We start from the raw sequence: 14,407 nt of genomic DNA, 5'->3' as shown, positions 1-14,407 counted from the left end.
GGTGTGACGGACCAATGAACAAGCCCCGCCCCCCGGCCGAAAAGTCGGGGGGCGGTGGCGTCATTTCAGACCGCTTCGGGGGGCGCTGACAGCGCCGGGACGGTCCAACGGGGAGCATCTTCATGTTCGATGGCATTCTCTGGGCGCTGGAGAATATCGCCATGTCCTTCTACAATCTCGGCTATGCGATTACGCATCCGGGGTCGTGGCTGGCATGGCTTGGCGGATGGGCCAATGCCGAAGGCGAGCGGGCCCTTGAGATCAAGCAATCTCTGGCGCGTTTCATCTACTACGGCGGGTCGGTCGAGTTTTTCTTCGTGGTGTTCACCACATTCCTGGTGCTGACCGCGATCGGGATCTGGAAACGCAGCTTCATGTGGGGTCTCGTGCGCGGGCTTGAAGGGCTGGCCAATGGAGTCGGCCGGTTTTTCGCTTGGGCCGGCCTGATCATGGTGCTGCAACAGATCATTATCGTGTTTCTGCAACGGATCTTTCGGGTGGCGGAAATCTCGTTCGGCCCGGGTGGCCTGAGCTTCACCCATGACCTGAGCTGGTTCTCGGAAGAACTGAAACTCTATAACGCCATGATCGTCGCGCTCTGTGTCACCTACACCTTCGTGCAGGGCGGACATGTGCGGGTGGACCTCGTCTACGCCGCGGTCAGCCACCGCACCAAGCGCATGATCGACATGTTCGGCTCGATCTTCTTCATGATGCCGGTGGTCACGCTGACATGGATGTATGCGTGGTTCTTCCTGTGGCGCCATCTGGTGACGCCGAACCCGAACGCGGGGGCGGCGCTGGACCGGCTGATGATGCAGGCCCGGGCGTTGCGCTGGAACGTGGAAACCATCGGGTTCAGCCCCAACGGCTTCAACGCCTATTTCGTCTTCAAGATCATGATCATCGGATACTGCGCGTTGGTCTTCCTTCAGGCCATGGCGTTCTTCTGGCGCTCTTTCCTGGAATGGGCCGAAGGCGAAGAATCCATTGGGCGCTATCAGGACAAAGACACGCTTGGCGAGGGCGAAGAAGCCTACGAAGGCGCACATTAAGGGGACGAGGGACTAATGCTATTCGGACTTGACGGAGTCGAGGTCGGCCTGATCGTGGTCTTCCTCTGTCTCTTCGGAGGCATCATGACCGGCTTCCCGGTGGCCTTTGCCATCGGTGGGGCAGGTGTGATTTCCTTCGGAATCATCGCCGCGCTGGACAATGCGGGGCTTCTCATTCACGCCGCCATCGACACCGGCTCGGCGGATTACGCATCGCTTCTGGCAGAGGGGATAACGCGGGAATCGATCTCGATATTCCGATACCCGGATTTGCCAAGGGTCGAAGAACACCTGTTCCCCGGCGGATGGGAACAGGCACTGGACCGCAATCTCGGCTTCATCGTCAACCGCATGAACGAACGCGTCATCGCGGGCCAGTCGATCGAGACTTTGCTGGCCGTTCTGATGTTCGTGATGATGGGCATCACGCTGGAACGCTCCAAGATCGCAAACGATCTGCTGACCACCATGGCGCGGGTCTTCGGCCCGCTGCCCGGCGGTCTGGCCGTGTCCATTGTTATCGTGGGCGCGTTTCTGGCGGCCTCGACCGGGATTGTCGGCGCGACCGTGGTGACCATGGGTCTGCTGGCCCTGCCCACCATGCTGCGCAACAACTACAGCCCGGAACTGGCGACGGGCGTGATCGCCGCCTCGGGCACGCTGGGGCAGATCATTCCGCCGTCCATCGTGATCGTGCTTCTGGGCACTCTGGCCGGGGATCTCTATTCCATCGGGCAGGAAAGCCGTGCCATCGCGGCGGGCTGCCGTGACGCGCTGACCTATCTGGGCCAGCCGGCGGTTCTGTCGGTCGGCACGCTCTTTCAGGCGGCGCTGCTGCCCGGCGTGTTCCTGGCGTTCCTTTATGGCGCTTATGCCTTTGGATATGCGTTGCTCAACCCGTCCAAGGCGCCCGCCGTCATCAGCGAAGGCGGCACCGGCGAGGTTGTGACCCGCAATGAGGCGCTGACCTGGTTCCTCGGCGTGCCGGTGGCGCTGATACTTGCGATCGTGCTGGCCGGACAGGCGGGTCTTGTGGGCAGCCAGTCGGTGTTCATCTCGTCCTATTCCGAGGCCGGGGACACCGCCGATCTGCGCACCACCGTGTCCGACACCTGCCGGGCCGCGATGATCGACCTGCACGGGCAAGAGGCATGGGATGCCGCCGTCGCCCAACAGGCGGCCATCGACGCATCCGGCGGGGCCGAGCAATCACATGCCCGCAGCGACGAGGAAATGGCAACGGCCCGCTCGGACGCCCTGTCCAACATCGCGCCCATCGGCACCGGTGTTGCGGTCTTGTTCCTGCTGCTGTCCTTGGTGCTGGCCACCGCGCGCGGCATCATGCCGTCGGCCGATCCGCGCCCGCTGATCATCGGTGGTCTCGGGGTGGTTGCCGCCTTCGTTACGGACATCGTGGCCATTGGTCCAAATACCACTCCGGGCACGACCTTCCTGATCCTCGCCATCCCCTTCGCGGTGACGATGTATGGGGTCGTGGAAGGGATGAAGCGGCTGGCAACCAACGATCTCCTGCGCGTGGTCTTCCCGCCGCTGGTCCTGATCGTGGCCGTGCTCGGCTCGATCCTCGGCGGTATCACCAACCCGACGCCCGCCGCGGCTCTTGGGGCTGGTGGGGCGATCATGCTGGCGGCCTACCGCAAGCTGACCGAGGACAACAAGTCGGGCAAGGTGATCCTATGGGCGAGCCTGTCGATCGTGGTCATGATCCTCTTCGGCATCAACTTCGATCTGCGGGTGACCCGCAGCGATGTGGCCGTGCAGGACTGGATCGCTTACCTGATCACGCTGGCGGCCTATCACTTTGCGCTGTTCGGGCTGCTCTACGGGTGCTGGGTGTTGCTGAAAGGCAAGGTGCTGACACCGATCGTGCGGGAAACCGCCAAGGTGACGTCGATGGTCTTCACCATCCTGATCGGGTCTCAGTTGCTGAACCTCGTGGTGATCTCTTTCGGGGGCGAGCACTATATCCAGGCCTTCCTGCGCAGCTTCGATGAAGAATGGGTTGTCTTCCTGCTGGTTATGGGAATCCTGTTCCTGCTCGGGTTCGTGCTGGACTTCCTCGAAATCATTTACATCGTCATTCCCATCGTGGGGCCGGTCATCTACGGCGGCACGATGGACCCGAAATGGGTGACGATCATGATCGCGGTGAACCTGCAAACCAGCTTCCTGACGCCACCGTTCGGCTTCGCGCTGTTCTACTTGCGCGGGGTGGCCCCGGCGAGCGTGACCACCGGACATATCTATCGCGGGGTCATTCCCTTCGTGCTGATCCAGGTTCTGGGGCTGGCGATCCTTTGGTGGTTCCCCGATATCGTGACCATCGTGCCGGACCTGCTGCCGAACAACTGACAGCATCACATGAAAAAAACGGGCCTCCTTCGCGGGGCCCGTTTTCGTTTGAGGCCGCTTGCTGCCTTGGACACGGCGAGCGGTCTTTGGCACCCGGCTTTCTGGACGGGCTGATCCATGTCAACGCGTCATCCAACCGGCGATGTATGCCTTGACCGTAACGGACCATCTACCAAGGGAAATACAGATGAATCGCCTGCTTGCCACCGCATTGAGTCTTTCACTTCATGTCGCCCCGGCCATGGCCGGTCCGGTGGAGGATTTCGAATCGGTCTACGACACTGCCTATGCGCAGTATCGAACCGCCCTGTTCGCAACGAACGCGGGCAATGCCGAACGCTCCGTGGCCGTTCTGGGGCAATTGGACAGCGCGTGGTCCGCGTTGATGGCGCAATACCGTGCCAGCCCGCCGCCGCAATACGAAGCCGATCCGATGTGGGATGAGACCATCGAAGAGGTCACGACCATTCTTGATGCGGCGACCACGCAGGTCGCTGCCGGTGATCTGCCCGCGGCGCATGGCACCTTGGAGGGCATCCGCGAGGCGCTTGGCTCGCTGCATGCCCGCAACAACATCGAGACCTTTTCCGACCGGATGAACGCCTATCACGCCGAGATGGAAGCGATCCTTGAAATGGATCTGGACCTTGTCGATGCGACCGCCCGGCAACGCCTGTTGGAGCATTCCGCGGTGCTCGCCTATCTGGCCCGCGACGTCCTGTCGGCTCCGCCCGCCGTGGCCCGCGACAACGCCGAATATGCCCCCCTTGCGGCGGCCATGCAGGCCTCTGTCGATCAGTTCGTGGCGGCGGCCCGAGCCGGAGACGATGCTGCCCTGCGGACGGCTGTTGGCGGGTTGAAAGTGCCCTATTCCAGATTGTTCCTCCAGTTCGGCTAGGGAGGGACCAGCCCGGCCCCGCCCGTTCCTTCGGCGCTTGGGCGCTGCCCGTCTGAGGGGCGGCGTCCCACAACCCGACCCCGCGTCTGCGGCCCATAGGCCGGACGCGGGCCTATTCGGGCCGCAGCAGTTTGGTAAACAGCGTGGTCAGAAACCCCTCGGCCTCGGCCAACGGGTCATGGCCCGGTCCCAGAACCGCGCGCACCTGCACGTCGAAATCGGCGTAGTGCTGGGTCATGGCCCAGATCGAGAAGAGCAGGTGATGCGGGTCCATCGCTGCGATCTTGCCCGCGGCGATCCAGCCGCGGATAACGGTGGATTTTTCTTCGACCAGGTCACGCAACTCGCCCTCCAGTGCGCCGATCATGCGGGGCGCGCCTTGCAGGATCTCGTTGGCGAAAAGGCGGCTTTCGCGGGGAAAGTCGCGCGACATCTCCAGTTTGCGGCGCATATAGCCCAGCAATTCCTCGGTCGGGTCGCCCGCGGCGTCCATTTCGCGCAGCGGGTCGAGCCATGTTGTCATAAGCTGCGTCAGCAGGGTGACATGGATCGCCTCTTTCGAGGGAAAATAATAAAGCAGGTTGGGTTTCGACAACCCGGCCTCGGTGGCGATCTGGTCAAGCGTCGCACCGCGAAACCCCTGCCGGGAAAACACCTCCAGGGCCGCGTCCAGAATCGCCTGCGTGTTCTTGCGCTGGATGCGCGTCTTGGGCGTGTTGATCTTCATACTCGTCATCTCACTCGGTCCTCGGCCCTTGACGGGCGGCATTGGGCGTTCTTCCAGTGCCGCCATCCCCTGCACCACGCCCGCCTTGTGCCCAATGGACTGGCGTTTATGCAAGCCGGGGCATTCAATTTCTTGACTGGCTCCTGACCTTTGATAGCGTGTTCTTGACCAGTTGGTCAAAACAGCATTGCGCAGGCGACCCGGCCCGAGTGGCAAGGGCGGCTGCGCCGACCCCGTGCTTGCGGGGCCGACGCCCCACAAGATGGCCGCCAAGGTCTGGTGAACAACAGGGAGAGTTTACATGTCCGCCCCCGGCGAAAACCTCAAGATCAACGGTGCGCGTCTTTGGGACAGCCTGATGGAAATGGCCAAGATTGGCCCCGGTGTCGCGGGCGGCAACAACCGCCAGACCCTGACCGATGACGACGCCAAGGGCCGCGCCCTGTTCCAGACATGGTGTGAAGAGGCGGGCTGTTCCATGGGACTCGACACGATGGGCAACATGTTTGCCTACCGCGAGGGCACCGACCCGGATGCGTTGCCGGTCTATATGGGCAGCCACATCGACACACAGCCCACGGGCGGGAAATATGACGGGGTGCTCGGCGTGCTCGGCGGCTTGGAGGCCTTCCGCACCATGAATGATCTTGGCATCAAGACCAAACACCCGATCGTTCTGGTGAACTGGACCAACGAAGAGGGCACGCGGTTCGCGCCCGCCATGCTGGCATCTGGCGTCTTTGCCGGGAAACACACGCAGGACTGGGCTTATGATCGCGTCGATGCCGAGGGCAAGCGTTTCGGCGACGAGTTGGAACGGATCGGCTGGAAGGGCGCGGAAACGGTTGGCGACCGCAAGATGCACGCCATGTTCGAGTTGCATATCGAGCAGGGGCCCATCCTTGAAGCTGAGAAAAAGGATATCGGCGTCGTCACCCACGGGCAGGGGCTGCGCTGGATCGAATGCACGATCACCGGCAAGGAAAGCCACACCGGTTCCACCCCGATGGCCATGCGCAAGAACGCCGGGCGCGGTCTGGCGCTGGTGACCGAACTGGTCCACGAAATCGCGATGAAGAACCAGCCCAATGCCGTGGGCGCGATCGGCCATATCGATGTTTATCCCAACAGCCGCAACATCATCCCCGGCAAGGTGGTCTGCACCGTCGACATGCGCACCCACCTGTTGGACAAACTGAACGGCATGGTCGACGAGTTGATGGAGCGCGCGCCCAAGCTTTGCGAAGAGATCGGGGTGGAATTCTCGTGCGAGATCGTCGGCCAGTTCGACCCGCCCGCCTTTGACGACGGCTGTGTGGCGGCCGTGCGCGATGCCGCCGAACGCCTTGGCTACAGCCATATGGACATCGTCTCGGGCGCGGGTCACGATGCTTGCTGGATCAATGATGTGGCCCCCACGGCGATGATCATGTGTCCCTGTGTCGATGGATTGTCCCATAACGAGGCCGAAGAGATCAGCCCCGCCTGGGCCGAGGCCGGGGCCAACGTCCTGTTCCACGCGGTCGTCGAAACGGCGGAGATCGTGGAGTGAGGGCCTCTGGCGTCTTCGCGGTCTCGGCCTCTTGCTCTAAGGTCGGGGCGCAGAGGGCCGGGCCGGGATCGGCGCCGCCCCTCGCTTTCTGTGACAAAACCAACAGGGGCCGGGAACCATATGCGCCATAACAGTTTGAACGTGATCGGGATTGCGGGGCTCTGCGCCCTGCTTGCGGGCTGTGTCGGGACCAGCTCGACCCCGACCAGCCGGGATCAGGTGCCGCAGGCAGTCTGGGCGCGGGTTCCCGCCTCGACCCCGCTGGATGAGCTGCTGCAAGGGCCGGATGGCTGCTTTTGGTACCTGCGCTACGGCCCGCTGGAAACCGTCTGGGTTCCGGTCCGCGACGAAGAGAGCATTCCGGTCTGCGACCCGCCGCGCGAAAGGCCCGACGACATGTAACAGGGCAAGGTGGTGCGCCGCCCGTGTCCTGAAACCGAAAAGCCAATCGCCGCGCCGAAAGGGCGGGGCGACAGACGACAGGGAGAAACGACAATGACGACCAAGGTCATCAAGGGCGGCATGGTCTGCACCGCCGACCGCACGTGGAAAGCCGACGTGCTGATCGAAGGCGAGACCATCAAGCAGATCGGCGAGGATCTGAAGGGCGACGAATATATCGACGCCGAAGGGGCCTATGTGATCCCAGGCGGGATCGACCCGCATACCCATCTGGAAATGCCCTTCATGGGCACCACGGCGGCGGAAACGTTTCAGACCGGCACTTGGGCCGCTGCTGTTGGCGGCACCACGATGCTGGTCGATTTCTGCCTGCCGGGGGCCGATGGCAGCATCAAGAACGCGATCAATGAATGGCACCGCAAATCGGCGCCGCAGATCTGTTCGGATATCGGGTACCACATGGCCGTCACGGGCTGGAACGAGAGCATTTTCAACGAGATGAAGGACGCCGTCGACATGGGCGTCAATTCGTTCAAGCACTTCATGGCCTACAAGGGCGCGTTGATGATCGAGGATGATGAAATGTTCGCCTCGTTCAAGCGGTGCAAGGAACTGGGCGCGCTGCCCATGGTCCATGCCGAGAATGGCGACCTCGTGGCCGACATGCAGCAGCAGATGCTGGAGCAGGGCATCACCGGACCCGAGGGCCACGCCTATTCCCGTCCGCCCGAGTTCGAGGGCGAAGCGGCCAACCGCGCGATCACCATCGCCGATGCGGCGGGCGTGCCCCTTTATATCGTGCATGTCAGTTGCGAGCAGGCGCATGAGGCGATCCGGCGCGCGCGGCAGAAGGGGATGCGCGTTTACGGAGAACCTCTCATACAATTCCTAACGTTGGATGAATCGGAATATTTCAACAAGGACTGGGACCACGCCGCGCGCAGGGTGATGAGCCCGCCTTTCCGCAACAAGGAGCATCAGGACAGCCTGTGGCACGGGCTTCAGGCCGGCAGCTTGCAGGTGGTGGCCACCGACCACGCCGCGTTCTCGACCGAGCAGAAGCGGATGGGCGTCGAAGATTTCACCAAGATTCCCAATGGCTCAAACGGGTTGGAAGAACGGCTGGCGGTGCTGTGGACGCGCGGTGTCGAAACCGGCCGCCTGACGCCCAATGAATTCGTTGCCGCAACCTCGACCAATGTCGCCAAGATCCTGAATATCTACCCGAAAAAGGGCGCGCTGGTTGAAGGGGCGGATGCCGATATCGTGGTGTGGGATCCGAAGATTTCGAAGACGATCAGTTCTTCGAACCACCATTCGATCCTCGATTACAACGTTTTCGAGGGCTTCGAGGTCAAGGCGCAGGCGCGCTACACGCTGAGCCGGGGCGAGGTGATCTGGGCCTGGGGGCAGAACAGCCAACCGCAGCCGGGCCGGGGCCGTTTCGTGCCACGCCCGCCGTTCCCCTCGGCGCATGAGGCGCTGTCGAAATGGAAGGCGCTGACCGCGCCCAAGCAGATCCATCGTGATCCGATGAACATTCCGGCGGGGATCTGAGCCGAAAAAAACCGTTGCCGCCCCGCGTGTTGCGGGGCGGTTGCCAGCCAAGATCCGGGGCACGAACCCGGGCAGCCGAAGGGATAAGGTTTGAGCCAGCAAACAGTGATCAAGGCCGAGGGCCTCAATCTCGTCTTCCAGACGAATGACGGCCCGGTCCATGCGTTGAAGGACGTGGATCTGGGGATCGACAAGGGCGAGTTCGTCAGTTTCATCGGGCCGTCGGGCTGCGGGAAGACCACGCTTCTGCGGTGTATCGCGGCGCTGGAAGAGCCGACGGGCGGCAGCCTGACGGTGAACGGGATGAGCCCGGACGAAGCGCGGCGCAACCGGGCCTATGGCTATGTGTTTCAGGCGGCGGGGCTGTATCCGTGGCGCACGATCGCGGGCAATATCAAGCTGCCGCTGGAGATCATGGGTTTTCTCCGGTCCGAGCAGGAAAAGCGGGTGAACAATGTCTTGCAACTGGTTGATCTGGAAGGGTTTGGAAAGAAGTATCCCTGGCAGCTATCGGGCGGGATGCAACAGCGGGCGAGCATTGCGCGGGCCTTGGCCTTCGATGCCGATCTGCTGTTGATGGACGAGCCCTTCGGCGCGCTGGACGAGATCGTGCGCGACCACCTGAACGAGCAGCTTCTGCAGCTTTGGGCGCGGACCGACAAGACCATTGCCTTCGTCACCCACTCGATCCCGGAAGCCGTTTATTTATCTACGAAAATCGTGGTGATGAGCCCGCGACCGGGGCGCATCACCGACATCATCGACAGCCCTCTGCCCAAAGAGCGGCCGCTTGATATTCGGGACACGCCGGAGTTTCTGGCAGTGGCCCACCGGGTGCGGGAGGGGCTGCGGGCTGGCCATGCCTATGATGACTGAGGGCGCTGAAATGGGCCGTTGTCAGGCGTGCACCCCCCGTACACCCCCTGTACACCCCCCGTACGCCGGTTTGGACACATTCCGGGGGGGTGGCCATGCGTAGCGCGGTTCCCATCCTGACCGTGGTCGCGGTGATCCTCGGGCTTTGGTATCTGGCCGTGGGGCCGATGAACTTTCGCCTTGCGCTGGATGCGGCGACGCGAGGCGGCGAGGCGGTGACGCCGGCGACGCCTGATGAGCAATCCGAGACCGGGCTGATCCGCCTGATGCTGGACAATCCCGATGTTCTGCCCGCGGCCTATGCCTTTGAACGGCCGCGCCTGCCGCAGCCACAGGACGTGGTGGTCGAAATCTACGACAATACGGTCGGCCTTGCCCGCGGTTGCGAATGGCAGGGCTGGGGGGCCGAGAGCGACAACTGGACCGGCCTGTCGGACGGCTGCCTGCGGGTGATCGAGAACCGCCGGTCGCTGATCTACCATGCGTGGAAGACGCTGGCGCCGACGCTGGTCGGCTTTGCCATCGGCACTGGCCTTGGCATCCTGCTGGCGGTGGGGATCGTCTATAACCGGACGATGGACCTGTCGGTCATGCCTTGGGCGATTGCCAGCCAGACCATCCCGATCCTTGCCATTGCACCGATGATCATCGTGGTGATGAACGCCATGGGCATCCAGGGCCTGCTGCCAAAATCGCTGATTTCCAGCTATCTCAGTTTCTTCCCGGTCGTGGTCGGCATGGTGAAGGGGTTGCGCAGTCCGGGGTCGATGGACCTTGACCTGTTGCGCACCTATTCCGCGAGCCGCCCGCAGGAGTTCTGGAAACTGCGCCTGCCAAGCTCGCTGCCCTATCTCTTTGCCTCGCTCAAGATCGGCATCGCGGCGGCGCTGGTCGGCACCATCGTGGCAGAACTGCCGACAGGGGCCCGCTTCGGCCTTGGGGCGCGGCTGCTGTCGGGCAGCTACTATGGCCAGACGGTGCAGATCTGGGCCGCTCTGATCATGGCGGCGGTCTGCGCGGCGGGGCTGGTATGGTTGATCGGGGCGATCGAGAAGCGGACGCTGACAAGACTGGGGCTGGTGCGATGACGGCGATGAGTCTGGGACAGACGCAGATTGGCCTGCGCGGGATTGGCGTCGCGGTTGCGGCGGTGGTGATCGGCGCGGTGACGGATTGGCGTCTGGGCCTTGTGCTGGCAGTGTGGCTGGCGGCATGGGGGCTGAACATCGTGCTGTCGGGCAGGGGCGGCGCGGCCAGGCGCTTCGTCGTGCCTGCGATCTTCGGCATCACGCTGTTGGTGCTGTGGCAGATGGCCGTTCGGCTTTTCGAGATCAGCCCGGTGATCTTGCCAGCGCCGTCGGATATCTGGGTGGCGCTGATCGACTCGCCCGCGATCCTGTGGGCCGATTTCGTGCAAACCGTCGTGAAGGGCGCGCTGTCGGGCTATGTCATGGGCGCGGTGCTGGCCGTTGGGGCGGCGATTGCGGTGGACCGGTCGTCCTTCCTGCAACGGGGCTTGTTGCCGGTGGGCAATTTCATCGCCGCGTTGCCCATCGTCGGCACGGCGCCGATCCTGGTGATGTGGTTCGGCTTTGGCTGGCAATCGAAGGCGGCGGTGGTCGTGGTCATGGTGTTCTTCCCGATCCTCGTGAATGCGGTGGCGGGGTTGAAGGATACGCAGGCGATGCAGCGCGACCTGATGCACACCTATGCGGCCAGCTATTGGCAGAGTTTTCTGAAATTGCGGCTGCCCGCGGCGATGCCCTTCATCTTCAACGGGCTGAAAGTTTCGACAACGCTGGCGCTGATCGGGGCAATCGTGGCCGAATTCTTCGGTTCGCCCATCGTCGGCATGGGCTTTCGCATCAAGACCTCTTTCGGCACGCTGGAATTGGCTATGGTCTGGGCAGAGATCGCGGTGGCCGCGGTCGCGGGCTCGGCCTTTTACGGAGTGGTGACGCTGGCGGAGAAACGGCTCACCTTCTGGCATCCCTCGCAGAGGGCCGGGCGGTAAAAACGACACGACAACAACCTGAAAAAACCAACGACCAACACGGAGGTACTTCCCATGAAAATCCTGATGACAACGGCGGTGGCGCTTGGCCTGACCGCAAGCGCGGCAGCCGCACAGGACGCGGTGACGCTACAGTTGAAATGGGTCACGCAGGCGCAGTTCGGCGGCTATTACGTGGCGTTGGAGAACGGCTATTACGAGGACGAGGGGCTGGATGTCACGATCAACCCCGGTGGCCCGGACATCGCGCCGCCGCAGGTGCTGGCCGGTGGCGGGGCCGATGTGATCGTGGAATGGATGCCCGCCGCGCTGGCGGCGCGCGAACGTGGTCTGCCGCTGGTCAACATCGCGCAGCCCTTCGCCCGCTCGGGCATGATGCTGACCTGCTGGGCGGATGCGGGCATCGCAAGCCCCGCCGATTTCCCCGGTCATACGCTGGGCGTGTGGTTCTTCGGCAATGAATACCCGTTCCTGAGCTGGATGAGCCAGTTGGGCATTCCGACCGAGGGCGGCGCCGACGGCGTCGAGGTTCTGCAACAGGGCTTTAACGTCGATCCGCTGTTGCAGCGTCAGGCGGATTGTATCTCGACCATGACCTACAACGAGTATTGGCAGGTGATCGACGCGGGCGTCAGCCCCGACGACCTGATCACCTACCAGTATGAAGATCAGGGAGTGGCGACGCTGGAAGACGGGCTTTACGTGCTGGAAGAGTCTCTTGACGATCCGGCCTTCGTCGACCGCATGGCCCGCTTCGTGCGCGCGTCGATGCGTGGCTGGGACTGGGCGGCGGAGCACCCGGAAGAGGCGGCGATGATCGTGTTGGATTATGACGAGAGCGGCGCGCAGACCGAACAGCACCAGATCCGCATGATGGGCGAAGTCGCGCAGCTGACCGACGGCTCGGACGGGACGCTGGACGAGGACGCCTATCAGCGCACGGTGGACACGTTGCTGGCCGGTGGCTCGGACCCGGTGATCACCATGCAACCGGACGGCGCGTTCACCCATGTGGTGACGGACATGGCGCTGTCTGAATAAGCGGTTCGTCCTTTTGTCAAAATGTGGCGCGGTCCGCTGGTGCGGGCCGCGCCGCTCTATTCTGGTGCCTGTGGGCCCCTGTTGCAGGGAGCCCGGCCAGAGCGGGAATGGGGTAGTTGCAGAGATATTTTTGCCAAGATGAAATGGGGCGGCGCGAGCTGTGATATAGTCTGGTTTTGTGGGAGGACATGACCATGGCCATGACAGTTCAGGTGATCTACCCGACGGGGGAAGGCAAGACCTTCGACTTTGACTACTACGTCAACACGCATTTGCCGCTGGTGAGCGAGGTCTGGGGGCACACGGTCGCCGAAAACGCCTCTGTTTCGCGCGGGCTGGCGGGCGGACCGGATACGCCGCCGGGTTATTTCGCCATCGCAACGTTGTCTTTTCCCGACGAGGCGGCGATGAACACGGCGCTGGCCAAGGCCGGGCCGCTGTTGGAGGACATCCCCAATTTCACCAATAGCCAGCCGGACATGTTGATCGGGGTGACGTTGTAAACACGACAACAGGTCTTTGACCAAAAACAGTTTTCCTGTTAACTGGCGGTGTCAAGACCGGCCGGAGCCGCTGCCATGCCCGTGAAACCCCCGCCCCCCCGCCGCCAGACCCTGACCGGCACCCGTATCCGCGAACGGCGGCTGGCGCAGGCGGTGCGGCAGGGCGACCTGGCGCAAATGGTGGGGATTTCCGCCAGTTACCTGAATCTCATCGAACACAACCGGCGCCGGATCGGGGGCAAGCTGCTGCTCGATATCGCCAAGGCCTTGCAGGTGGAACCGGCGCGGCTGAGCCAAGGCATGGACGCGACCTTGCAGGACATGTTGCAGGCCGCCGCGCGCAAGGCGGGGCCCCGCTTTGGCCCGCCACCCGAGACCGCGCGGATCGACGAGTTGGCCGGGCGGTTTCCCGGTTGGACCGGGCTGATCGCGGACCAGCAGAAGCGGATCGCGGCGCTGGAGGCGGCGGTCGAGGGGTTGCAGGACCGGTTGGGCCATGACCCGGTGCTGGCGGGCTCGATGCATGAGGTGTTGTCGACCGTGGCCGCCATTCGCTCGACGTCGGACATCCTTGTGCGCGAGGCCGACCTCGATCCGGTCTGGCGCGGGCGCTTTCACCGCAACCTGCACGAGGAGGCGGAGCGGCTGTCGTTGAGCGCCACCGACCTGTTGGCGCATTTCGAGGGGCAGGGCGCGCGCAAGGGTGTGCTGACCACCCCGCAGGAACAGGTCGAGGCGGCGTTCGAACAGTCGGGCCATCATTTTCCGGGGATCGAAGCCGAGGGAGCGGCGGCGATTCCGGCCGTTCTGGATACGATGGAGACCTTGCAGGAGCCGAGCGCGCGGGCGTTGGCCGAGCAGGTGTTGACCCGGTATGCCGAGGACGCGGCGCGATTGCCGTTCGAGGGGTTTCTGGCGGCGGCGGCGGCGGCGGCGTTCGAGCCGCAGGCGCTTTTGGCGATGGCGGGCGGGGATGCGGCCTTGTTGTTGCGACGGCTGGCGACCTTGCCGGAGGGTGGCTCCGAGGCGGTGCCGGCCTTTGGCCTTGCGATCTGCGACGCCTCGGGGGCGCTGTTGTTCCGTCGCCGGATCAGCGCCTTTTCGATCCCGCGTTATGGCTCGGGCTGCCCGCTGTGGCCCATGTACCGGGCGCTGGGGCGGCCTATGGTGCCCGACAGCGCGGTGCTGGACCTGCCCGAAGGGGGGCTGTTCCGGGCCTGGGCCGTCAGCCAGCCGGTTGGCCCGGCGGGGTTCGGCGGGGCACCGGTGCTGGAGGCGACCATGCTGCTGCGCGCCCTGCCGGAGGACGAAGCGACCGTGGGCGAGACCTTGCCGGTGGGACCGGGCTGCGCGCTGTGCCCGCGCGAGGCCTGCCCTGCGCGTCGCGCCGAGGGGCGTTTCGGATAGGG

The 14,407-nt window shown here is 63.6% G+C and carries 13 protein-coding genes; 12 read left to right on the top strand and 1 reads right to left on the bottom strand.

Annotated features, from left to right (window positions below):
• Window positions 1-122 precede the first annotated feature (122 nt).
• The 3 genes from BKY27_RS11555 to BKY27_RS11545 all read left to right on the top strand — a co-directional run bounded on the left by BKY27_RS11555 (window position 123) and on the right by BKY27_RS11545 (window position 4,326).
• A complete protein-coding gene (locus BKY27_RS11555) occupies window positions 123-1,055 on the top strand; it encodes a TRAP transporter small permease subunit (RefSeq protein ID WP_071674643.1) in 933 nt (310 codons plus the stop codon).
• A 15-nt stretch (window positions 1,056-1,070) separates the two neighbouring features.
• Window positions 1,071-3,428, top strand: a complete 2,358-nt coding sequence (locus tag BKY27_RS11550; protein WP_071674642.1) for a TRAP transporter large permease — start codon at window positions 1,071-1,073, stop codon at window positions 3,426-3,428.
• 187 nt (window positions 3,429-3,615) lie between these two features.
• Complete coding sequence (locus BKY27_RS11545; RefSeq protein ID WP_071674641.1) at window positions 3,616-4,326, top strand: hypothetical protein; 711 nt, start codon at window positions 3,616-3,618, stop codon at window positions 4,324-4,326.
• Between the two features lie 112 nt (window positions 4,327-4,438).
• On the opposite strand, the gene BKY27_RS11540 is transcribed toward BKY27_RS11545, so the two are convergent.
• Window positions 4,439-5,062 carry a TetR family transcriptional regulator C-terminal domain-containing protein gene (locus BKY27_RS11540; protein WP_146636231.1) on the bottom strand — a complete coding sequence of 208 codons (624 nt, stop codon included), beginning with the start codon at window positions 5,060-5,062 and terminating at the stop codon, window positions 4,439-4,441.
• A 292-nt stretch (window positions 5,063-5,354) separates the two neighbouring features.
• On the opposite strand from BKY27_RS11540, the gene BKY27_RS11535 reads away from it, so the two are divergent.
• The 9 genes from BKY27_RS11535 to BKY27_RS11495 all read left to right on the top strand — a co-directional run bounded on the left by BKY27_RS11535 (window position 5,355) and on the right by BKY27_RS11495 (window position 14,405).
• Window positions 5,355-6,605: a Zn-dependent hydrolase gene (locus tag BKY27_RS11535; RefSeq protein ID WP_071674640.1), complete on the top strand. Its 1,251-nt coding sequence runs from the start codon at window positions 5,355-5,357 to the stop codon at window positions 6,603-6,605.
• Window positions 6,606-6,725: 120 nt separating this feature from the next.
• Window positions 6,726-7,007, top strand: coding sequence for a hypothetical protein (locus BKY27_RS11530; protein WP_071674639.1), 282 nt, complete (start codon window positions 6,726-6,728; stop codon window positions 7,005-7,007).
• 93 nt (window positions 7,008-7,100) lie between these two features.
• Window positions 7,101-8,564 carry a dihydropyrimidinase gene (gene hydA, locus BKY27_RS11525; protein ID WP_071674638.1) on the top strand — a complete coding sequence of 488 codons (1,464 nt, stop codon included), beginning with the start codon at window positions 7,101-7,103 and terminating at the stop codon, window positions 8,562-8,564.
• 90 nt (window positions 8,565-8,654) lie between these two features.
• Window positions 8,655-9,440, top strand: coding sequence for an ABC transporter ATP-binding protein (locus BKY27_RS11520; RefSeq protein ID WP_071674637.1), 786 nt, complete (start codon window positions 8,655-8,657; stop codon window positions 9,438-9,440).
• 95 nt (window positions 9,441-9,535) lie between these two features.
• A complete protein-coding gene (locus tag BKY27_RS11515; protein ID WP_071674636.1) occupies window positions 9,536-10,528 on the top strand; it encodes an ABC transporter permease in 993 nt (330 codons plus the stop codon).
• Window positions 10,525-11,454 carry an ABC transporter permease gene (locus tag BKY27_RS11510; RefSeq protein WP_084667952.1) on the top strand — a complete coding sequence of 310 codons (930 nt, stop codon included), beginning with the start codon at window positions 10,525-10,527 and terminating at the stop codon, window positions 11,452-11,454. Before BKY27_RS11515 ends, BKY27_RS11510 begins: the two co-directional genes overlap by 4 nt.
• 54 nt (window positions 11,455-11,508) lie before the next feature.
• Window positions 11,509-12,495, top strand: a complete 987-nt coding sequence (locus BKY27_RS11505) for an ABC transporter substrate-binding protein (protein WP_071674635.1) — start codon at window positions 11,509-11,511, stop codon at window positions 12,493-12,495.
• A 194-nt stretch (window positions 12,496-12,689) separates the two neighbouring features.
• Window positions 12,690-12,998, top strand: coding sequence for an EthD family reductase (locus BKY27_RS11500; protein WP_071674634.1), 309 nt, complete (start codon window positions 12,690-12,692; stop codon window positions 12,996-12,998).
• Between the two features lie 75 nt (window positions 12,999-13,073).
• Window positions 13,074-14,405 (top strand): helix-turn-helix transcriptional regulator, encoded by a 1,332-nt coding sequence (locus tag BKY27_RS11495; RefSeq protein WP_071674633.1) that lies wholly within the window; start codon window positions 13,074-13,076, stop codon window positions 14,403-14,405.
• Window positions 14,406-14,407: the final 2 nt, after the last annotated feature.

This window comes from Nioella nitratireducens, from assembly GCF_001879715.1.
GTDB lineage: Bacteria > Pseudomonadota > Alphaproteobacteria > Rhodobacterales > Rhodobacteraceae > Nioella > Nioella nitratireducens.
Note: the sequence above shows the minus strand (reverse complement) of the source record. Positions and strands in the feature narration are given on the sequence as shown.